Consider the following 21,946-nt stretch of genomic DNA (forward strand, 5'->3'; position numbering starts at 1 on the left):
AAGCCTGGTATCCGGGAAGGCGATACTTTGTGTGGGGCAGACAGGAAATGACCATCGCCCGCATGGATGCGCCGGTACACGGCTTGCTTCTATATATTCCGTCCATCCCAACGAATAAGGAGTGTAGCATATGATCCATGTCAAAGAATCATCCGGCAGAACCGGGAACGCAACGGATCTTCCGGAGGCGTTCATCCGCAATGACCAATTCAATTTCATCAAGGAACAGGCGGGGATCCTCGTCTCGGGGCAGGCGACCGGCAACGACGCCGAAGTGCTGAACGTGCTTCGCCACTTGGCGCACGAGAAGGTCTTTAAGCTGTTCCCCCAGCTTACCGAAGAGCAGAAAGCGGTGCTCAATCCGCTCGCTAAAGTGAAGGAGACCGCTGAAGCGGAGGCGTTCCTGGAACAACTCCGACCTTACGTCATCCCTTTTAAAACCGTGACGGAACAAAGCCTCAAGAAGCTGTTCCCGAAAGCGAAAAAACTGAAAGGGCCGAAGCTGGATGCGCTCGATTTCAAAAAGCTCTCGTACATCGCCTGGATTGAAAGCTCGACGCTGATGTACCTCGTCGCCGAAAAGGACGGACGCTTCGAAGGCATTCACGGCACGATGACGCGCAGCCATAAAAAAGGCATCTGCACGATCTGCAACCGCCACAGCGAAGTCGGCCTGTTCACGGCGAAAACGAAAAGCTCCGGGCAGGACCAGTTCGTCAAACGCGGCAACTACGTCTGTCTGGACAATGAAGCCTGCAACAGCAACATCAACGGATTGGAGCGGCTCAACGAGTTTGTTGAGCGGCTGCAGAAATAATATAGGGAAGGCCTCTCCTGGGATATGGAGAGGCTTTTTTTGCTTGGAAGTTAACGGGCATGTGGCTTGAAGTAGGAAAGAAGAGAATTTGATGGACAGTATTCAAGCGCTTAAGATGTTAAAAAGGTTAGTTTTTCGAAAAAACTGAACATTGTTTATTGGAAATGGTATAGTGTCATAAAAATGAAACTGGAGGGGAGTGAAGAGGAATGGCGATTTTCACTGACGTGGTTCTGCCGGTCTTGCTAATATTTTTAGCCGGATTCGGACTGCAAAAGTGGAAAAGACTTGATATAAAGCCCTTTTCAACAGTAGCGATCTATATCTTGACACCAATGCTCGTTTTTCAGAATGTCTACCAAGCGGATTTGGATCAGCAGTATGTCAGTATGGTCGTAGTTTCTGTCATTTTGTTGGCTGTACTTATTTTCCTGAATAAGCTTTATTGTTATGTACGGAAGAAAGGAAGGGCGACAGAAAGCGGGTTGATTTTGTCGACAGCTTTCATGAATTCCGGAAATTACGGTGCACCAATCGTTTTATTCGCTTATGGGGAGCAGGCATTCGGCTACGCCGTTTCGCTGATGGTCATCCACATTATCCTAATGAACTTCTTCGGCATTTATTATGCTGCACGGGGAGCGGGTGGCGTCAAGACGGCGATGAAAGCAGTATTTGAAATGCCGCCAACCTACGCGGTGCTAGTTGCCATATTTCTCAAAATGTTCGATATCGGGGTGCCGGCTAACATTCTTTCCGTTGTCGATCTGCTTGCTCCAGCTACCATCCCGGTCATCATGGTCATTCTGGGAATGCAGTTGGCCGAAATCAATCTTTCCAAATTGGAATGGGAGAAAGTCTCGTTTGCTGTTATACTTCGCTTGTTTATTTCACCAGCGGTTACATTCGGCATTGTGCTTATTCTGCCTATGGATGATCTCCTTGCAAAAGTACTGATTTTAATCTCAGCGATGCCATCAGCTGCGAACACCGTTATATATGCTGTGCAATACGACAGTGAACCAAATCTTGTTTCGAGCATTACCTTAATCACTACATTACTGAGTATACTGACCATTACCTGGATGCTGGTTTTATTAGGTTAGGCCCTAAAATAAACTAATATTTCTGCTCCTAGCGACATGATATTTGCAACAGGATTCCCTGAAAGAAGAAATAAATACTAAAAAACGCGTTGACTTATCAGACAATTCAATTTATGCTAAATTTACAGAAAATTTATCAGGTAGAAAGAGGTGACAATGGACTGCTATGAAATTCAGGGATGAGAAGCTTTTGCGGCAAGCGCAGCAGAATGACGAAACAATGGAAGAATTGTTGCAAACAGAAGATGCGGAAAAGTTCATCCAATACGTCATCAAGTCATTCACCAAAAGGCCGGCTCTGTTCATGCGGCATCACAAAGTAGAATGGGAAGATCTGTATCAAGGCTGTTTATTCGGCCTGTATAACGGCATCAAGAAAATAGACCTCAACCTAGACCCCAACGAATGGATCCGGTATTTGTATTTAAGCATACAAGGCGAGATAAGAAATTTCTCAAGATCCAACAACTCCAACTCCATGAAAATCAGCCAAAGAATAAGAGGATTGTATCCGAAGTATTTGGTTTTCCACAAAAAGCATTTCGCAGCATACAAAAAAGACCCCACTATCAAAGAAACAATGGAAGCATTCGGCATTACCCAAGAAGACGCCTTTGATTTGGTATATGGCATCCAGGAACTGCTTAGTTTAGAACAGCCATGTGGCTCAAGTGAAACAAGCCAGGCTTTGTCCAATTACATCAAAGATCCGGTTCAGAGCGTTGAGAAGAACGTTATTTCGAAGTTAACTCTGGAATCGTATTTTGCAGGTATCACTGAAGTGCAGAAAAAAGTTGTCTATATGCATTATTTCATGGGATACAATAAAACCGAAATTGCTGGAGTCTTAGGTGTTTCAGATGCGATGATCCATAAACACATAAAAAAAGCATTAGTAGCAATTAGAGACATTGCATAATAAATTCCGGAATAGTTTGTCTGACAAACCTACATGCTGAAAATTTTGGACGGAAAAAGAACCAGAAAGCTGGTAAAGCTGAGAAAGAGAGGAGGAATTACTTTTTTACTTTCTTCGCTTGCTAAAACTTATAACTTAAAACCGTTTCTCCAAAATCTTCAAAAGTTTGTCTGACAAACCTACCTGGAAAATAAAAATTTTTTAGTTTGCAATGAAAGCGCTCTCAACGCTTTCGTTCTTGCTATCAACTGTCAAAGGTTAACGAATTTAAACATGTTTCCAGCTATTTATTACATTGGCCGGTTTTAACTTTAACCGAACCTTTCTGCATACTTTATAAAAATAAAATGTCGCAGAAAGTTGAAAGCAATATCATGCGACCATTCTTTTCAATGAAAATACAATCGATCAAGGAGGAATTACTTTGAAGATGAATCGAAAAAGTATTTTGTTTTTCATGATCTTAATGTCATCGGTGCTAGCGGGATGTGGCGGCGGAAGTGAAGGAGGGGCTGCGGGCGAAGCGGAAGCGGTCACATTGAAGCTTGGCCATGTTGGGCCGGCGGAAGCTGACCACCCATGGGAGAAATACGCTTTAGAGTTCGGTAAGCAAGTTGAAGAACAGACGGATGGTGCTGTGACGATTGATACGTATCCCTCCTCTCAGCTCGGTGCTGACCGGGTAATGGCCGAGTCCATTCAACAAGGTACCTTGGAAATGGGCTTGATCAGCACAATCGCGATGGGCAACTTTGTACCTGAGCTGCAAGTATGGGATTTGCCATATATTTTCCCGACAGACAATGCCAAAGTGGATGAAATTCTGAATGGGCCGGTTGGAGAGCAGTTGGCAGAAGCAGCGCTTGAAAAGCAATTGGTCATCCTCGCTTATTGGGAAAATGACTGGCGTGCTATGTCTAACTCAACGCGCCCGATTGAGACAGCAGATGATTTAAAAGGTCTTAAGATGCGTGTGGTTGAAAATCAGCCTTCACTAGACTGGTTTGAACGTGTAGGTTCTACTCCGACCCCAATGGCTTTCAATGAACTTTACACGGCACTTCAACAAGGGACAGTTGATGGACAGGACAACGGCGCCATCTTGACCTACGGTTCCAAATTACACGAAACACAAGGCTATTTCACTGCAACAAACCACATGTATGCGCCATTGGCGATGGTCATGAGCGTGCAGGCATGGGAAGGTTTGGATGAAGAAACACAGAAAACGGTGAAAGAGCTGGCCGTATCCATCGGCAATGAACAGCGTGAGTACAACCGTGAAGTTGCAAAAGAATATATGCAGTTGATTGCGGACTCGGGTGTTGAAGTCATTGAAGAATTATCGCCTGAAGGCTATGAATCATTCCAGCAAAGCGCACAGGAGACTTATGAAAGCCTCTCTTCTGTAGTTGGACAGGATCTGATCGATCAAATGCTTGAGTACAAGGATGCACAGTGATGAAAAAAATCGCTGAAATAGAAGAGTGGACAGCTGCCGTTTTGCTTATCGCCGTATCGGTGCTGACGCTGCTGCAGGTGATCATGCGCTATTTCTTCAGTCTCCCGTTACCTTGGGTAGAAGAAGCAGCCCGTTATTTGATGATTTTCATGATCTTCATTGCCAGCGCTGCAGCTCTTTACCGAAAAGAACATCTGAATATCGAGATTCTGGATTTTATCCTATCAGATAAAAAAATCCGGATTCTCAGCATTTTTCAACAGGCTGCCGTTACAGCATTTACGATTGTCTTGGCATACGTGGCCTATGAGTTCGTTATGACCCAAATCGCCATCGGCCAAAAAAGCCCTGCTTTGCAATTGCCGATGGCAGGTCCGATGAGTGCGGTGCTGATTGGCGCCGTTCTTATGGCAATCAGCGGCATTGGTTCTATTTTCATGATTTTCACTGCAAGGAAGGGAGGCTGACCCATTGAGCGTAGTCGGTTTTATCATCTTGTTTTTTGTGCTAGTGGTAATAGGAATTCCGATTGCCTTCAGTTTTGGCATCAGCGCACTCCTTTACTTGCTGCTTGAAATGCCGAACAACCTGACAATCCTTGTCAGCCAATCGTTCAGCGCACTTGACTCATTTGTCCTGCTCGCCATTCCGCTTTTTGTTTTCGCGGGGGATGTCATGAAAAGCGGCGGGATATCAAGAACGATCGTTGATTTTACCTATTTCTTTGTGAAAAAAATCAAAGGCGGCCTTGCCCACGTTACTGTCATTGCCAGTGCTTTTTTTGGTGCCATATCCGGATCGTCTGCAGCGACAGTTGCGGCAATCGGAGGCATCATGATTCCTGAAATGATCAAGCGCGGCTACAGCAAGAAATATGCTGTGGCAGTCGCATCAGCTGCCGGGGTGCTTGGAATTATTATTCCGCCAAGTATCCCGATGATCATTTACGCTATGACGACAAACGTTTCGATTGCCCGATTATTCTTGGCAGGAATCGTCCCCGGTGCTTTGCTGGTGCTGGTATTTGTTCTGGTAAATGTCCTAATGGAGTCGAAATACCGTATTTCTGAAAAAGTGGAAGAAATGGTCCCGGAACCCGGAGCGAAAAAGAAAAAGCCTTGGCATGCAGTGCCTGCGCTTATTATGCCGGTTATTGTACTTGGCGGAATTTACTTGGGTATCTTTACGCCGACTGAGGCCGGGGCAGTCGCGCTAATTTACGGCGTTCTCGTCGGGATGTTCTATTACAAGGAATTGAGTTTTAAAGAATTGATGCGCACCAGTAAGGAATCAGCTTATACAAGCGCACTGATCATGCTCATCATTAGTATGGCCGGCATTTTCGGCTGGCTTATTACAACCCAACGGATACCTGAGTTGTTCACAGCATTCATCACCGGCATTACAGACGAGAAATTCCTGATTCTATTAATACTGAACGTGTTTTATTTGATTCTCGGGTCGTTTTTGGAAACCATCACAGCAATTCTGATTACGACACCGATTTTTCTGCCGTTGGTCGTTTTGTTAGAAATTGATCTGGTTCATTTCGGTGTGATTCAGACATTGAATCTGGCAATTGGGCTGATTACACCGCCTATGGCACTGAATCTGTTAGTAGCTTCCAGAATAAGCGGCGTACCCATGATGGATGCAGTAAAACCTTTGATGCCTTATTTGTTGGCGACACTGATTGTACTGCAATTGGTCACATATATCCCAGAAATTTCATTGTTCTTACCAGACCTGTTAATGGGTGAATAAAACAGGTTTAGTTCTCACTGTCCTTGTCGGACAAACATACAAATAGAGAGGGTTCTTTTATGTTTAAAAAAATTCGGAAGAAAAAGAAATTTGAAGAAGTGTTGGACCAATTCCGCTATCTTTTGATGTCTAACACCTTGGTGAAAGGACAGCGGCTGCCAAATGAAATAGACTTGTCCAAATCAATGGGCATCAGCCGCTCCTCACTGCGTGAATCACTGAAAATCCTTAGTTTGCTCGGTATTATCGACGGGCGGCCGGGAGAAGGAACCGTTATCAAAGAAGCGGAACCTGAAAACCTGAAAAGCATCATCTCGCTTGTCCTTGTTTCAAAAGAGATGAATACTCAGGAGTTGTTCGAAGTCCGGGTCATTCTGGAATCTTCCGCGACCGGCTATGCAGCGAAACGCAGAACGGAAGCGGATCTGAAACGACTTCACAGCATCCTGACCAATCTGGATCAGAGCTATAAAGACGGCAATGAGAAAATGGCAACGACATACGATATGCTGTTCCATCAGGCGATTGTACTTGCCTCGCAGAACAAGGTGCTGATCATGCTTGAAGAAATGATTTCGGATCTGCTGGAAGAACAAATCACGATGACGCGTACAGTGTTGTCATCCGCACCGGCAATCTTAGACCGTTTTCAAAACGAGCACTGGGGAATCTATAATGCCATTGAGGAAATGGCCCATGCTGAAGCGGAAATGCTGATGAAAGCCCATTTGGAAAATTCTCAGACGGAAGTGAATGTTGAAATCGAAGGGGGCTAGGAGGGAGCCGCATGAAAAGCAGGGAGGCTGAGAAATTGGAGGATCTGAGCAAGATTTTTGAGGAGAAAAGCGACGTTGCATTAGGGAAATTGGTTAAAGAGGTGGAAAACCAGACGGGACGCCGAGTGGAGATCTTAAAGCAAAGCGCGACCCGGGTAGGCAAAGCCCACATCATTGGAATTACAGGACCACCGGGCGGCGGTAAAAGCACGCTCGTCAGCAAAATTTGCAAAGAGCTGGCAAAGGAAGGTCTTCAGATTGCGGTTGTCTGCGTCGATCCGACTAGCCCGTTTACACACGGGGCACTTCTCGGCGACCGGGTCCGAATGCTGGAACTCGCTAAATTCCCGAATGTCTTCATTAAGAGTCTCGCAACCCGCGGGAATCTCGGAGGATTGGCGGCTTCAACAGCTGAAATTGTTCAAGTCTTCGATGCGTTTGATAGAGATATCATAATCATCGAGACGGTAGGCGTTGGCCAGGTTGAATTTGATGTTTTAGAAGTCGCCGATACTGTTGTGCTGGTGAACGTCCCCGGCCTTGGCGACTCCATGCAAACGTTAAAGGCAGGCATCATGGAAATCGCAGATATCTTCGTGATCAATCAGGCAGATCGGCCGGGTGCAGATGAAAGCGTGAAAGATCTAAGGATGATGATCAATGAATCGCAGCCGAAAGATTGGAAGCCGCCGATCCTGAAAACTACAGCTACATTGGAGGAAGGCATCACGGAACTCATCTTACAAATCGAAGAACATAAAAAATACCTGCAGCAATCCGGCAAATTCAAGGAAATTCGGGAGAGCAGGAACTTGAAGATGTTCAAAGAACAGCTCGCCAGCCGGTTTTCCGAAATGGTGGAAAGCTATATAAGTGCCGATGAATCAATTCAACAGGATATCGAACAAGTAAAACGCGGAACGTTGGACCCATTCACGCTGGCAGAAAAAATCGGGGAAAAAGTAACAATCAAATAAAACATAAACCGGAGGTTACTATGACAAAAAATGCGAATGTACCTAATGAATCTCAAGCGCTATTCAATGAAGAAGTCATCCAGGAAATTTCAAAGCAGAAGGAAAGATGGGAACAGCAGACCGCTAAGGGTAAAGTTACGGAAGAGGAATACACTTCGGACTCGGGAATTCCGGTCAACCTTCTGTACACGCCGGAAGATGTCAAAGACATTGACTATATGAAGGACATTGGATTGCCAGGTGAAGCACCTTATGTACGCGGCGTTTATCCGAACATGTATCGCGGCCGCCTGTTCACCGTTCGTCAAATTGCAGGCTATGGAACACCGGAAGACACGAATGAACGCTTCAAGTTTCTTTTGAAAAATGGTGCGACCGGAACAAGCGTCGTTCTCGATCTTCCGACCATCCGAGGCTATAACTCTGACGATCCGGAAGGAGAAGGGCATGTCGGAGCTGCGGGCGTAGCCATCGACTCGCTTGAAGACATCGAAGCCTTGTACGATGGGATTCCGATTGATGAAGTATCCAGCAATATCGTGACGCATCTTCCGAGTACCACGGTTGTACTGATGGCGATGTTTACTGCCATGGCGGAGAAAAAAGGGATTCCGCTCGAGAAGCTCTCCGGCACAAACCAGAACGACTTCTTGATGGAAACGACCATCGGCAGTTCGCTCGAAGTGCTGCCGCCGAAAGCATCTTTCCGCCTCCAGTGCGATGCCATCGAGTTCGCGAGCAAAAATCTGCCAAGATGGAATCCTGTCAGCTACAACGGCTATAACCTGCGTGAAGCGGGAACGACCGCCGTCCAGGAAGTCGCCTGTGCGATTGCGAATGCAATCGCCACGAGTGAAGAGCTGATCCGCAGAGGCAATAAAATAGACGATTTCGCCAAGCGCCTGTCGTTCTTCTGGAATTTGTTCAATGACTTTTTCGAAGAAATTGCAAAATGCCGAGCTTCACGCTTGGTATGGCACGAAGTGATGAAAGATCGGTTCAAGGCGCAGGAAGCAAAATCCCATTTGATGCGCTTCCATGTTCAAACGGCAGGCATCACATTGACAAAAGTAGAACCGCTGAATAACATAGCCCGTTCAGCCATCCAGGGGCTCGCAGCCGTTCTTGGCGGTGCACAATCGCTTCATGTGGATTCCTATGATGAAGCTTACTCAGCTCCGACCGAGGAGTCGGCGTTGATTTCCATCCGTACCCAGCAGATCATCCAGACCGAAACAAATGTTGTCAATACTGTTGACCCGCTTGCAGGCTCATATTTTGTTGAAAAACTGACTCAGGAAATGGCGCAGCGCATCCGTGATTATGTCGCATTAATCGAATCAAAAGGCGGCTTAGTTTCAGTTGTTGAAACGGGGTGGCTTCACCGCGAAATTTCCGACTTTGCCTATAACACACAAAAGGATATCGAAAGCGGCAAACAGAAAATCGTCGGCTTGAATTACTTCCCGTCCGAGAACAACCAAGCGAAAGTGGAAGTATTCCGCTATCCGGAAACAGCAGAGAAGCGCCAAAGAGAAAAACTGGAAAAACTCCGTGCTCGCCGTGACAATGCGAAAGTTAAAGAGACGCTCCAGGCATTGAGAGACAAATGCCATGAGGATGTCAACCTGATGCCGTATATCAAAGATGCGGTATCCGCGTACGCCACTTTGGGTGAGGTTGCTGAAGTATTCCGCGAAGAATTCGGTCTATGGCAGTTCCCGTTAGCATAAACTAAAAAATCATGAGGAGGAATACGGAATGCACATAAAAGTGGTAATGGCTAAATTAGGGTTGGATATACATTGGCGCGGGGCGCTCGTTGTTTCCCGCATGCTCCGGGATGAAGGGATGGAAGTCGTCTACATCGGGAACCAGTTCCCGGAACAGATTGTAGACGTCGCGGTTCAGGAGGGTGCGGATGTCATCGGTCTGAGTACGCTGGGGGGGAATCATTTGACGCTCGGGCCGAAAGTCGTCCAGATAGCCAAGGAACGGGGTGTCGACGCCCTTATAATCATGGGAGGCGTCATTCCGGAAGACGATATCCCGCTTTTGAAAGAAGCTGGGATCGCCTCTGTTTTCGGTCCTGAAACCCGGATTGAAAGCATCGCGGATTTCATCAGAGAACAGGTGCAGGACAAAATCTCATAGATAACCGATAAAGAGGGCATTTTACTGCTCCTCTATTCAAATAGCTATCCGACAAATCGCAGAGGAGGAGAATGATGGTTAAAAAATCTACGGTACAAGCTTGGCCGCCTGTTTATGATCCTAATTACATTCCGCAAAAAGATGAACAATACTGGGATAGGGAAGTCGAAACTGCTTCAAAAGAAGAATTGGATGAAATCATTTTTCATAAGATTAAGCACGTGCTGAATTACGCGCAGGAAAAATCCGGGTTTTATCAACGCAAATGGGCGAAAGTTGGCTTTCATCCAGAAGATATCACTAGCCTTGAACAGTTCGAACAAGTGCCGATCACGACAAAAGAGGATATACGGGAAGATTTGGAACAATATGCACCTTTCGGCACCAATGTCTGCATCCCTTATTCAGAAGTGCATCGAATCCAAGGGACGTCCGGAACGACCGGAAAGCCTACTGTCTTTTCATTCGGTAAAGCAGACTGGGAGCGAATTGCCTATCAGCATGCACGGATCATGTGGAGCTTCGGAATGCGTCCTGACGATCTGATGTTCATCGGTTCTCCATTGAGCTTGTATATCGGCAGCTGGGGCGCCTTGATTGGAGCGGAAAGACTGGGAGCGAAAACTTTCCCGTTCGGAGCAGGACAAGCGGGCCAGACGGAAAAAGCGATAGCGTGGCTGAAAGAAATCAAAGCTACCGTTTTTTACGGAACGCCTTCCTATGCACTGTATCTTGCTGAAAAAGCTAGAGGCATGGGTGTCGACCCGAAAAGCTTCGGATTCAAAATCCTCTTCTTCTCCGGCGAACCGGGGGCTGGCGTGCCGTCGACCAAAAAGAAAATCGAAGATATCTACGGGGCCATCTGCATCGACTCGGGCACCATGGCAGAAGTCACACCGTGGATGAGCAATACGGAATGTGAACATCGCCAAGGAGTGCATCTGTGGCAGGATGTCGTTTATACAGAAGTGGTCGATCCACAGACCAAAAAGCGGATGCCATATGGAAGTGAAGGCGTGCCGATCTACACGCCGCTCGAACGGACTTCCCAACCAATCATCCGTTACTGGTCAGGGGATCTGACGACATGGACGGACGAACCTTGCCCATGCGGAAGGGTTTATCCGCGACTGCCGAAAGGCATCTACGGAAGAATCGATGACATGGTCACAATACGCGGTGTGAATGTGTATGCAAGCTTGGTCGAAAACGTTGTAAGAAGAATTGATGGGTTGAGTGAAGAATTTCAGTTGGTGGTCACACGTCCTGATATTATGGATGAAATTACAGTTCAATGTGAAACGCTGGGAACCAGAAGCGATGAAGAATTGTTAAAGCAGATTTCACAGGACCTCAAAAGCGAGACAGGCGTGACCTTCAAAATCGAATTGCTGCCATCGGGCACGCTCGATAGAACGCATTTCAAAGCTAAACGCGTCGTGGACAAGAGAAACTTCAAGGAATCATGACGGTTTTCGGAAAGAGGGATGAATTGAATGAGATTAGAAGGCAAAGTGGCATTGATCACCGGAGGGGCAGGCGGAATCGGCAAAGTGACGGCGGAGCGATTTTTAAAAGAAGGCGCGATCGTAGTCATCAGCGATTTTAATGAACAAGCCGGTAATGCCTCGCAGAAAGAATTGGAGAAATTCGGCGAGATTTCTTTTATACAGGCGGATGTTTCAAATACTGCCCAGATTGAATCGTTGGTCGAGGCAGTTTTGGAAAAATATAAAAAAATTGATGTCCTCATTAACAATGCTGGAATCACTATTGATGGGCTGTTGACGAAGATGGATGAAGAATCGTGGGAAAAAGTGCTTTCCGTCAATTTGTCGGGTGTTTTCAAATGTACGAAAGCTGTCGTTCCTACGATGCTCGAACAGGGGTCCGGCGTCATCTTAAACGCTTCTTCCGTAGTCGGCATCCACGGCAATATCGGCCAAACCAATTACGCTGCAACAAAAGCCGGCGTCATCGGCCTTACAAAAAGCTGGGCAAAAGAATTCGGTCCAAAAGGCATCCGGGTAAACGCTGTGGCCCCCGGATTTATCTCTACAGACATGACTGCCAAAGTTCCAGAAAAAATTCTGGAACTGATGGAATCCAAAACACCCCTTCGCAGACTGGGCGTGGCTGATGATATCGCTTCCGCTTACCTCTATTTGGCTTCCGATGAAGCCAATTATGTAAATGGAGCTATCTTGAGTGTCGATGGCGGACTGGTTGTTTAATAGAAGAAAGAGCTACTTAATAGGAAGAAGGACATTTTATAAAAGGTTCGTTAAAGAGACTGCACATCAGTTAGCTGTGCGGTCTCTTTGTGTCTGTAACTATAGGAAAGTTAGGGATTCCGAATCCGCTGCTCTTTCTGGAAAATCCATAGCGCCACTTGCAGGATCAGGGCCTCCTCGAAGTTCTTTGGATCATGGCCCGTATCATCGATGATTTTCTTCAGCCGGTAGATCAAGGTGTTGCGGTGGAGGTACAACGCATCCGCAGTCTGCTGGATATTCAGGTTGTTGGCGAAAAAAGCAGCCAGCGTCTCGGCTTTCGCTTCGTCGAAATTTTTCAATACGCGGTGGGCAAAGCGCTCAGCGACGTCGGCATCCACTTGGTAAAACAATGATTTCACTTCGATATGGGCAAAAGAGACACATTCTTTATCCTTTCGTGTGATCTCAAGTGCAATTTCGCAGTCCTTGTAAGATTGATGGAATTGATGCAGGTGATGGAAGGGCAGGCTGTAAGCCATCCGGAAACGGATGTCCAGTTTTTTCAGCAGCTGGAGAAGCGCCTGGATCGCCGCGCCTGTTTCTTTCTCTTCGATGCCGTTCAAGCCGATGAACAGGCGATTGACATTGATAAAGCTGACAAGCGCCCGCTGTTGTCCGAGCATCCCTTCAATTGCCTGGATGATGGTGCGGTTGGCGGCTGAACGTTCCGCTATCTGGACGATGACTGACGTGAAGGGCGGCGTCAGCGTGAAGCCGAGCAAGCCGAGGTTCTCCTGGACGGAGGTGAACGAGGGCGACCTTTTCAGCAATTGATCGACCACGGTTTCCTTTGTGCGCTGCTGCCATTCCATCTGGGAATCCATGAATGCCTGTTTGATCATCAGCTCCGTAGTCATCTTGACCAATTCCCCGATTTCCTCCAGTTCAGCAGGCACGCCTGTGATGCCGATGACTCCGATAATATGGTCCTGGAAGACGATGGGCAGGTTGATGCCCGGCTGAGCGCCTTTCAGCTCCTCGCCTTCGTGGATCACGAGCATTTTTTTTGTTTCCAATACTTTCAAAGCCCCTTCGTGGATTGCCCCGATCCTTGACTTGTCCATAGCCGAAAGGATAATCCCTTCGGTATTCATGATATTGACGTTGCGGTGAAGGCGGAGAGAGGTCTCCCGGACAATTTCATTCGCGATTTTCTTGGTAAGCATTTGCATAAATAATCTCCCTCTTTGGTTGGTATGCACAATAAAATCGGTTCAGCAACCTATATCTTTAGATGGTACAGCCATAGACGAATCGAGTCAATATTCTTATAATTTAGACTATGTTTATGAAAGCGCTTCCGAAGGGGGGATTCGATGAAAATCATCATAGCACCAGATTCATTCAAAGGCAGCTTGACCGCAGTACAAGCGGCAAGCGCAGTCAATAGAGGCATTCTCAAGGCGTTTCCGGAAGCGAAAACCGTTCAGCTTCCAATTGGGGATGGCGGAGAAGGCACCATGGAGACGTTGGTGGCTGCGACCGGCGGCGAAATCCGGAAGATGCAGGTGACCGGCCCACTGAATCAGCCGGCCGAAGCCGCTTATGGCATATTGGGGGACGGCAAGACGTGTGTGGTGGAAATGGCGTCAGCATCCGGCCTGCACCTGGTTCCGGAAAACGGACTTTCCCCGCTGAAAGCCACCACTTATGGGACCGGCGAGTTGATCCGCCAGGCACTCGACGACGGGTTTACAAACTTTATCGTCGGCCTTGGTGGTTCTGCCACCAATGACGGGGGCGCCGGGATGCTGCAGGCGCTCGGCCTCAACATCCTCGATTCCGAAGGCGATGAAATCGGCTTTGGCGGAGGGGCGCTTTCGGATGTCAGCCGGATCAATACCAGCTCGCTTGACGCACGCATCAGCGAAAGCACGTTCATCATCGCATCGGATGTGCAGAACCCACTGATCGGCCCGGACGGGGCATCGCACGTCTTCGGACCGCAGAAAGGGGCGGATCCGGAACAAGTGGAGCTGCTTGACCGGAACCTTGCCCACTGGGCGGACCGAATAGAAGAAGCGACCGGCATCCGGCTCCACGATCAGGCCGGTGCAGGCGCAGCCGGGGGCATCGGCGGCGCATTCCAGGCGTTCTTCCCCGTGACCGTGAAGCGGGGTGTCGACGTCGTTTTGGATTATATCCACCTGGACCAGGAACTGGCAGGCGCGGACCTGGTCATTACCGGAGAAGGGCAAGTCGACCGCCAGACGGCTTTCGGCAAGACGCCGCTCGGAGTGGCGCAGCGGGCCGGCAGCCAAAACGTCCCGACCATCATCCTGGCAGGAAGTGTCGGAGAAGGGGCGGGCGTCCTGCATGAGCACGGCGTGGTTAGCATACACAGCATCGTCAACGGGCCCATGGCTTTAGCCGAAGCCTTTGAAAGGGCCGAGGAATTGCTGGAATCCAGTGCCGAACAGGTTGTTCGCACATATTTTTACCAAAACACACACATTAAAGGGAGGTTAGAAGTATGAACATCAAAGATACCATTGAAAAAGTTCCCGGAGGCCTGATGGTCGTTCCGTTGCTGCTTGGCGCCACATTGAATACAATTGACCAGCTTCACTTGCCGTTTGTCCAGAGCATCCTGAAGTGGCTGGGTGCGGCACCGACGGAAGACGGTTTTTACGAGTTTCTCCGCATCGGCGGATTCTCCCAGGAATTGTTCAAAGACGGGGCGCTCGTGCTGATTGCCTTGTTCCTCTTCTCGATCGGTAGCCAGATGAACATGAAAATCGGCGCCAAGGCGCTGAAAAAAGGTGTGCTTTTGACCGGTGCCAAATATCTTGGCGGCGTTATTGTCGGGATCTCGTTCGGACTCATCTTTGATCCATGGCACGGCCTGCTCGGCCTCTCGACACTCGCCATCATCGCCGGGATGACCAATAGCAACGGCGGACTCTACGCGGCATTGACCGGCCAATACGGCAACCGTTCGGACGTCGGCGGCTTGTCGATCCTGTCGCTTAACGATGGCCCCTTCTTCACCTTGGTGGCGCTTGGCCTGATGGGCACAGCGTTCCCGGTGATCGCGTTCATCGCGGTCCTGTTGCCGCTTGCCATCGGCATGATTCTGGGGAACCTGGATCCGAAAATCCGCGAATTCCTGAAGCCGGGTGAAACGATCACGATTCCGTTCTTCGCCTTCGCGCTCGGGGCAGGGATGAACCTGGCCAACTTCTTCAATCCGGAAGTTCTGGCTGGCGGACTTGCACTTGCTTTCCTGACGTTCTTTGTGACAGCAGCACTTGGCATATTGGCATTCAAGATTTTCAAGGAAAAAAGCTTTATCGCTCCGATTGCGGAAGCTTCGACAGCCGGAAACGCAGCTGCGACGCCTGCAGCAATCCTGGCAGCCGCTGCGGTGGCCGTAAGTTCAGGTGCAATGTCGGCAGCGGAATATGCACAGCTTGAAAGCATTGTGCCGATCGCGACCGCCCAGATCTCCATTTCCACCATCACCACGGCATTGCTGTGCCCGCTCGGCGTGATTTTGATGGACCGCTACCAGCGCAAACGGGGCATTGACGGCCGCGTGGATGAAGTGGAAGCGGCACCAAGAAACGTGAAAACCAAAGAAGTCATCGACAATTAAAGAACCTGTCATCCCCCTATTTCCGATAGGGGGATCACGTGTTATTTTGCACCCGAACAAAATCTACCGGCAAAGCGAGGCATCCCGTATGAAAACAGAACTGCTCTATGGAAAAGACGGTATCACGTTGGACCTTCCCGACAATGCATTTGTCATCGAACCGAAAAATCTGCCGAAAATGGAAAATGACCGCGAAGCAATCCGGGAGGCGCTCCGCAACCCGATCAATTCAAAGCCGCTGCGTGAATCCGTGAAGGCTACGGACATCGTATCGATCGTCATCTCGGACATCACGCGCCCGACGCCCAACCATATCCTGGTGCCGGCGCTGATCGAAGAGCTGGACCACGTGCCGCTCGAGAACTTCGTCGTCATCAACGGCACCGGCACCCACCGCGATCAGACCCGCGAGGAATTCGTCGGCATGCTCGGTGAATGGGTCGTCGACAATATCCGCATCATCAACAACCATTGCCACGACAAGGAAACGCTGGTCAAGGTCGGCCACAGCCGCTTCGGCTGCGACGTCTACCTGAACAAGGATTATGTCGAATCGGATTTCAAAATCGTCACCGGTTTCATTGAACCCCATTTCTTTGCGGGCTTTTCCGGCGGACCGAAAGGCATGATGCCGGGCATCGCGGGCATCGAGACCATCATGACGTTCCACAATGCCCGCATGATCGGCGACCCGCTCGCAACCTGGGGCAATATGGTCAACAACCCGGTGCAGGACATGACGCGCGAAATCAATGGCATGTGCAAGCCGGATTTCATGCTCAACGTGACACTGAACCGGGAAAAGGACATCACGGCCATCTTCGCCGGCGAACTTTTTGAAGCGCACGACCGGGGCTGCGCGTTTGCCAAAGAGCACGCCATGCTCCGCTGCGAGGAGCGCTTTGACGTCGTCATCGCGTCCAACTCGGGCTATCCGCTCGATCAGAACCTGTACCAGGCAGTCAAAGGCATGAGCGCCGCGCATAAGATCGTCAAAAAAGGCGGCTCGATCATCATCGCCTCTGAATGCTCGGATGGGCTGCCGGACCACGGCAATTATTCGAAGATCTTCGAGATGGCGAATTCGCCGCAGGAGCTGCTCGACATGATCAACAATCCGGATTTCAAGCTATTTGACCAGTGGCAGGTGCAGAAACAGGCCGTCATCCAGGTGTGGGCGGATATCTTCGTCTATTCGAAGCTGACCGACGAGCAGGTGGAGAGCACCATGCTCAAGCCGACGCACGACATTGAAGCGACCATCGAAGAACTGAAGAAGAAATACGGCGAAAACATGACCATTGCGGTGCTGCCGCTTGGCCCATTGACCATCCCGTATGTCGAAGAAACCGTAACGGTCGAATAAACTAAAATGAAACGAGGCGGAAGTTATGACAACAACTATCGAAAAAAATCACAAGCTCGGTGAAATCCTGAAAGACATGAACCGCGTCATCGTCGCATTCTCCGGCGGCGTGGACAGCGCACTTGTATTAAAGCGCGCGCAGCAGGAACTCGGAAACGACAACGTCCTTGCCGTCGTTGTGGCATCAGAATTGTTCCGCAAAGAGGAATTCGCGGGCGCTGTGGACTTGGCAAAAGCGCTCGGGGCGAACGTCCTGGAGGCCGAGATCAAGGAACTTGAAGACGAAGGCGTCGCGGCGAATACGCCGGACAGCTGGTACCACAGCAAGAAGCTCCTATACAGCCACCTGAACGGGCTGGCTGAAAAACTGGGCTACGATTATGTGCTCGACGGCATGATCATGGATGACCTGGACGATTTCCGCCCGGGCCTTCGTGCGCGCACCCAAGCTGGCGCGCGCAGCGTCCTGCAGGAAGCGGACCTCTACAAGCGCGAAGTGCGTGAACTGTCGAAGGAGCTGGCGCTTCCGGTATGGAACAAGCCGGCATCGTGCAGCCTGGCTTCCCGCATCCCGTACGGCATCCGCCTAGACAAGGAGAAAATCCGCCAAGTCGATGAAGCGGAGAAATTCATCGGCAAGCTCGGGTTCGGCATGGTCCGCGTCCGCCATCATGAACACACCGCCCGCATCGAAGTGGCAGCGGAAGAGATGGCAGAGCTCCTTGAGCACCGCGAACCAATTTTATTGAAACTGACTTCACTCGGATTCAAATACATTTCCATCGACCTCCGCGGCTACCGTACAGGCAGCATGAACGAAGTGCTGAGCGACGAACAGCTCGAAGCGGAAGCGAACTGACCCTTGCGGACCCGTCCTGGATGGGACGGGTTCGTTTCTATGCCAAGAAGGATTCTGGAATGGGCGCACGAAGCCTTTTTCCAAGACTAAGACAGCAGGTGAGAACATGGAGAATTTCGAAGACTTGGGCTTCAGCAAAGTGGATTACGACAGAGAAAAACGGCAGGGCTTCCCGGAAGTCATCTACGGGGAAGGGAAAGCCATCGAACATATCGGACCGATCATGGGCAAACTGATCGGCCGGCACGGCAAGGTCATGGTGACACGTTTGGACCAAGAAAAAGCGGAGCATCTGCTCGGCCTGTATCCGGACGCGCGGTACGACCGGATCTCCCGCATCCTGACAGTGGGTAAGCCTGAACTGGCATTCGGCGGGCAGGTGATGGTGCTTGCTGCCGGCACGTCCGACCTTTTCGTGGCGGAAGAAGCGGCCCTTACAGCGGAATGGATGGGCTGCAATGTCCGGCGGCTTTATGACGTCGGCGTCGCCGGCATCGACCGGCTGCTCGCATACCGGGATGAAATCACCCAGGCGAGCGTACTGATCGTCGTCGCCGGGATGGAAGGGGCGCTTCCGAGCGTGGTCGGCGGGCTCGTCGAGCGTCCGGTCATCGCCGTTCCGACATCCATCGGCTACGGGGCGCATCTCGAAGGCATCACACCGCTCCTCGCCATGATGAGCTCGTGTGCATCCGGCATGAGCGTCGTCAACATCGACAACGGCTTCGGCGCCGCCTATCAGGCTGCCATGATCATGAAACTAGTTTCCGAGGGGGTCCACCATGAAAGTCCTATATCTTGACTGCCAGTCCGGCATCTCGGGCGACATGACGCTGTCAGCGCTCATCGACCTGGGAGCGGACATCACCTATATCAGCGATGAACTGAAAAAACTGCCGATCGACTCATTTTCCCTGAACGTCAAACAGGTCGACAAGCGCGGCATCTCCGCCAAACTGCTCGACCTGCAGTTCGAGGAGACGGAAAGTGATGGGCATTCCCATGAACACGGCGAGGGCCATTCGCACAGCCATTCCCATGGCGAGGGCCATACACATAGCCATGACCATTCGCACAGCCACAGCAATTCGCATGAGCATTCACACGATCATTCGCACGACCACGACCACGGCCATAGCCATACGCATTCCCACAGCCACTCGCACAGCCACCTCGACGAGCACGGCCACGAGCATGCACATGACGACGGCCACCATTCGCATTCGCACCGGAAAGCGTCGACCATCCTCGGAATGATCCGGGACAGCAGCCTGGCGCCGCGCGTCAAACAGCGGAGCCTGGCGGTGTTTGGCGTCATCGCGCAAGCAGAAGGGAAGATCCACGGCATGGACCCGGAAGAAGTGCATTTCCACGAAGTGGGCGGCATGGACTCGATCATCGACATCATCGGCGTCTGCCTAGCGCTTGAAAGCCTGAGCGTCGACCGCATTGTCTCTTCGCCGGTGCCGACCGGCCACGGCAAGATCATGATCGCCCATGGGCTCTATCCGATTCCAGCTCCGGCGACTGCCGAAATCCTGAAAGGCGTGCCGCTCGCGGATTTCCATGTGCGCGGCGAATTAACGACGCCGACCGGCGCGGCATTCGTCAAAGCGCTGGCCAGCGAATACGGCCATCTGCCGGCGCTCGCCATCGAGAACATCGGCTATGGCGCGGGCAAAAAGAATTTCGAACACCCGAACGTCATCCGGGCGGTCCTCTTCAATGAAGAGCCGGCTGCAGCACGCGAGAAGATCTCCGTCCTTGAATGCCAGCTCGACGACACGACCGGCGAAACGCTCGGTTATGTCATGGAAAAGCTGCTCGCAGAAGGAGCGCTAGACGTCTATTACACGCCGGTTGCCATGAAGAAAAGCCGACCCGGCACGCTCATCACCGTCCTCGTGAAGCCAGAGCACGCCTTCAGGCTCGAAGACATCCTGCTGCGCGAAACGAGCACATTCGGCGTCCGCAAGACGGAGTGGACGCGCCGCATCCTCGAGCGCGATTTCAAGGCCGTCGAAACGGCATACGGCCCGGTGACGGTAAAAGTCGGCATGCTCGAAGGCGAAATTATCAAGCTGTCACCTGAATTCGAAGACGTGAAACGGGCGGCAATCTCACACGGTGTCCCGCTGCGCGATGTGTTCCTCGAAGTCCAGAAAGAGGCGGGCGCACAGTTCGGGAAGAAGTACAGCGACGTGGGGTTATAGGCATGGGTGAGTTGAATCTCTGGTCCATCCTTGCCATCGGCTTTGTCCTTGGCATCAAACACGCGCTCGAACCTGACCACATCATCGGCGTCTCGACGCTGGCGAGCGAAAGCAAAAAGCTCTGGAAATCGTCGCTTGTCGGCGTCTTTTGGGGCATCGGCCACACCAGTACGCTGCTCGTAACCGGTTTGCTTCTGATCGTCCTCAAAATCAGCATCACCGAAAAATGGGCGATGAGCCTTGAGTTCCTCGTCGGCATCATGCTCGTCTATTTCGGCGTGGCGGCTATCCTGCACAAGAAAGGGACACACCGCCAAACGGAAGCGGGAGCAGGCGGAAAATTCCACTACCGCAAACCCTTGTTCATGGGCTTCATCCACGGCCTTGCCGGCAGTGCTGCCATGATCCTCCTGACGATGAGCACCGTCGACAGTGTCTGGCAGGGAGCGGGCTATATCCTCGTATTCGGCTTCGGGACGATTGTCAGCATGCTTCTGTTCAACACCGTCATCGGCATCCCGTTCGTCATGAGCAAAAACAAGGCGTCGGTCAACAAGCCTTTGATCCAGTTCGCGGGGCTGATGAGCGCTGCGTTCGGGTTGTATTATATGTATAACTTGGGGATTAATGAAGGATTGTTTCGGCTATGGTTATGAAATAATTAAATTAAAAAATTTTAGAGATTAAGCGTATAAATAAAATCAACCAAAACAATTTTAGTCCAACAAAAGGAGTTTTCCGTGAAAACGGAAAACTCCTTTTTAATTGATTTTCCAATAAGGAAATTAGAACAGTATTTATTATTATTTTATAAAATCTTCAAAAATTATTTTTATATAGCTTGATGATTTATTTCGAATTAGTATGGCGCTTTCTGATATTTTCTGCCACCTTTTTCAAATGACTCGACATGGCAACGCGTGCTCTTTCAGCATCTTTTTCTTGAAGAGCGGCAACAATTTCATCATGTTCACCGATGGAAATGCTTTTTTGTTCAGGGACTAAGACAGGTAATTGGGGAGGAATCCCTTCCCATAATTGTGCGATTAAGTTTTCCAATCTATTGCTCTCGGAAGCTGCCCAGATGGCTTTGTGAAACTCTTCGTTGGCCGCTGAGTATTCATGGCTGTCGTTATTTTCCACAGCTTCCTTAGCTCTTTTCTGCGCCGCCACAACTTTTTCAAGATCGGCATTTCTCATGCACGCACGAGCGGCTGCTTCTCCTTCGAGAAGAGCTCGGATATCTATATGATCGGCAATATCTTCTAGAGACATGCCCATCACTACCGTTTTGCGGTTTTTGGTGGAAATAAGGCCTTCTCGTTCTAGAATCTGGAATGCTTCCCGGACAGGCATACGGGAGATGCCCAATTGTTTCGCAATTTGCTCTTGGCTTAGTTCCTGGCCTTTTACCAATTCTTCTTCAAAAATAGCTTTTCTTAATTGTTCAGCTACTTGCTCTCTGGCAGGCAAAATAATAATTTGCTTCATTTAAATTCCTCCTGTACGAAACTGATGGATCCAACATCCCAAATATTAAGTAATATAAATCTATTATAAAAGAGGAACCAGGTCAAGGACGAAGCGCTGTCCATTAGTAGTTGAATACATATTTTACTGAAATAACATTAAAAATTTATTGAAATACGAAAAATTTCC

At 49.8% G+C, this 21,946-nt stretch carries 21 protein-coding genes; 19 read left to right on the forward strand and 2 right to left on the reverse strand.

Features of this window, described 5'->3' with window-relative positions:
• Nucleotides 1-130 precede the first annotated feature (130 nt).
• The 12 genes from ACTL32_RS04905 to fabG all read left to right on the forward strand — a co-directional run bounded on the left by ACTL32_RS04905 (nucleotide 131) and on the right by fabG (nucleotide 12,209).
• Nucleotides 131-817, forward strand: coding sequence for a FusB/FusC family EF-G-binding protein (locus tag ACTL32_RS04905; protein WP_441340407.1), 687 nt, complete (start codon nucleotides 131-133; stop codon nucleotides 815-817).
• 209 nt (nucleotides 818-1,026) lie between these two features.
• Entirely contained in the window at nucleotides 1,027-1,923 is an 897-nt protein-coding gene (locus tag ACTL32_RS04910) for an AEC family transporter (RefSeq protein WP_441340408.1), read from the forward strand.
• A gap of 220 nt (nucleotides 1,924-2,143) precedes the next feature.
• Nucleotides 2,144-2,842: a sigma-70 family RNA polymerase sigma factor gene (locus ACTL32_RS04915; protein ID WP_441340409.1), complete on the forward strand. Its 699-nt coding sequence runs from the start codon at nucleotides 2,144-2,146 to the stop codon at nucleotides 2,840-2,842.
• A gap of 430 nt (nucleotides 2,843-3,272) precedes the next feature.
• Nucleotides 3,273-4,304: a TRAP transporter substrate-binding protein gene (locus tag ACTL32_RS04920; RefSeq protein ID WP_441340682.1), complete on the forward strand. Its 1,032-nt coding sequence runs from the start codon at nucleotides 3,273-3,275 to the stop codon at nucleotides 4,302-4,304.
• The gene (locus ACTL32_RS04925) at nucleotides 4,304-4,771 is read left to right on the forward strand and encodes a TRAP transporter small permease (RefSeq protein WP_441340410.1); all 468 of its coding nucleotides are present in this window, start codon (nucleotides 4,304-4,306) and stop codon (nucleotides 4,769-4,771) included. Before ACTL32_RS04920 ends, ACTL32_RS04925 begins: the two co-directional genes overlap by 1 nt.
• A gap of 4 nt (nucleotides 4,772-4,775) precedes the next feature.
• On the forward strand, nucleotides 4,776-6,068 hold the full coding sequence (locus ACTL32_RS04930; RefSeq protein WP_441340411.1) for a TRAP transporter large permease: 1,293 nt from the start codon (nucleotides 4,776-4,778) through the stop codon (nucleotides 6,066-6,068).
• Nucleotides 6,069-6,127: 59 nt separating this feature from the next.
• A complete protein-coding gene (locus ACTL32_RS04935) occupies nucleotides 6,128-6,844 on the forward strand; it encodes a FadR/GntR family transcriptional regulator (protein WP_441340412.1) in 717 nt (238 codons plus the stop codon).
• Nucleotides 6,845-6,855: 11 nt separating this feature from the next.
• Entirely contained in the window at nucleotides 6,856-7,821 is a 966-nt protein-coding gene (gene meaB, locus ACTL32_RS04940; protein ID WP_441340413.1) for a methylmalonyl Co-A mutase-associated GTPase MeaB, read from the forward strand.
• Between the two features lie 20 nt (nucleotides 7,822-7,841).
• Nucleotides 7,842-9,554: an acyl-CoA mutase large subunit family protein gene (locus ACTL32_RS04945; protein WP_441340414.1), complete on the forward strand. Its 1,713-nt coding sequence runs from the start codon at nucleotides 7,842-7,844 to the stop codon at nucleotides 9,552-9,554.
• A gap of 28 nt (nucleotides 9,555-9,582) precedes the next feature.
• On the forward strand, nucleotides 9,583-9,975 hold the full coding sequence (locus ACTL32_RS04950; protein WP_441340415.1) for a cobalamin B12-binding domain-containing protein: 393 nt from the start codon (nucleotides 9,583-9,585) through the stop codon (nucleotides 9,973-9,975).
• 74 nt (nucleotides 9,976-10,049) lie between these two features.
• Nucleotides 10,050-11,444 carry a phenylacetate--CoA ligase family protein gene (locus ACTL32_RS04955; protein ID WP_441340416.1) on the forward strand — a complete coding sequence of 465 codons (1,395 nt, stop codon included), beginning with the start codon at nucleotides 10,050-10,052 and terminating at the stop codon, nucleotides 11,442-11,444.
• A gap of 27 nt (nucleotides 11,445-11,471) precedes the next feature.
• Nucleotides 11,472-12,209: a 3-oxoacyl-[acyl-carrier-protein] reductase gene (fabG, locus tag ACTL32_RS04960; RefSeq protein ID WP_441340417.1), complete on the forward strand. Its 738-nt coding sequence runs from the start codon at nucleotides 11,472-11,474 to the stop codon at nucleotides 12,207-12,209.
• Between the two features lie 110 nt (nucleotides 12,210-12,319).
• Here the strand turns inward: fabG and ACTL32_RS04965 are convergent, their stop codons facing one another.
• Nucleotides 12,320-13,423: a CdaR family transcriptional regulator gene (locus tag ACTL32_RS04965; RefSeq protein WP_441340418.1), complete on the reverse strand. Its 1,104-nt coding sequence runs from the start codon at nucleotides 13,421-13,423 to the stop codon at nucleotides 12,320-12,322.
• A gap of 144 nt (nucleotides 13,424-13,567) precedes the next feature.
• On the opposite strand from ACTL32_RS04965, the gene ACTL32_RS04970 reads away from it, so the two are divergent.
• From ACTL32_RS04970 to ACTL32_RS05000, 7 genes are all read left to right on the forward strand, one after another.
• Nucleotides 13,568-14,728 carry a glycerate kinase gene (locus ACTL32_RS04970; protein ID WP_441340419.1) on the forward strand — a complete coding sequence of 387 codons (1,161 nt, stop codon included), beginning with the start codon at nucleotides 13,568-13,570 and terminating at the stop codon, nucleotides 14,726-14,728.
• Nucleotides 14,725-15,849 (forward strand): 2-keto-3-deoxygluconate permease, encoded by a 1,125-nt coding sequence (locus tag ACTL32_RS04975; RefSeq protein WP_441340420.1) that lies wholly within the window; start codon nucleotides 14,725-14,727, stop codon nucleotides 15,847-15,849. The genes ACTL32_RS04970 and ACTL32_RS04975 overlap by 4 nt, the downstream gene beginning before the upstream one ends.
• A gap of 88 nt (nucleotides 15,850-15,937) precedes the next feature.
• Nucleotides 15,938-17,215 (forward strand): nickel-dependent lactate racemase, encoded by a 1,278-nt coding sequence (gene larA / locus ACTL32_RS04980; RefSeq protein WP_441340421.1) that lies wholly within the window; start codon nucleotides 15,938-15,940, stop codon nucleotides 17,213-17,215.
• Between the two features lie 25 nt (nucleotides 17,216-17,240).
• Nucleotides 17,241-18,074 carry an ATP-dependent sacrificial sulfur transferase LarE gene (gene larE, locus ACTL32_RS04985; protein ID WP_441340422.1) on the forward strand — a complete coding sequence of 278 codons (834 nt, stop codon included), beginning with the start codon at nucleotides 17,241-17,243 and terminating at the stop codon, nucleotides 18,072-18,074.
• A gap of 106 nt (nucleotides 18,075-18,180) precedes the next feature.
• Entirely contained in the window at nucleotides 18,181-18,876 is a 696-nt protein-coding gene (larB, locus tag ACTL32_RS04990; protein WP_441340423.1) for a nickel pincer cofactor biosynthesis protein LarB, read from the forward strand.
• Nucleotides 18,857-20,287 carry a nickel pincer cofactor biosynthesis protein LarC gene (larC, locus tag ACTL32_RS04995; RefSeq protein WP_441340424.1) on the forward strand — a complete coding sequence of 477 codons (1,431 nt, stop codon included), beginning with the start codon at nucleotides 18,857-18,859 and terminating at the stop codon, nucleotides 20,285-20,287. Before larB ends, larC begins: the two co-directional genes overlap by 20 nt.
• Before the next feature lie 2 nt (nucleotides 20,288-20,289).
• Nucleotides 20,290-20,943 (forward strand): urease accessory protein UreH domain-containing protein, encoded by a 654-nt coding sequence (locus ACTL32_RS05000; protein WP_441340425.1) that lies wholly within the window; start codon nucleotides 20,290-20,292, stop codon nucleotides 20,941-20,943.
• A gap of 193 nt (nucleotides 20,944-21,136) precedes the next feature.
• On the opposite strand, the gene ACTL32_RS05005 is transcribed toward ACTL32_RS05000, so the two are convergent.
• Entirely contained in the window at nucleotides 21,137-21,778 is a 642-nt protein-coding gene (locus tag ACTL32_RS05005; RefSeq protein ID WP_441340426.1) for a GntR family transcriptional regulator, read from the reverse strand.
• Nucleotides 21,779-21,946: the final 168 nt, after the last annotated feature.

Origin of the sequence: Planococcus sp. FY231025 (assembly GCF_052078085.1) — a bacterium.
Classification (GTDB): domain Bacteria; phylum Bacillota; class Bacilli; order Bacillales_A; family Planococcaceae; genus Planococcus.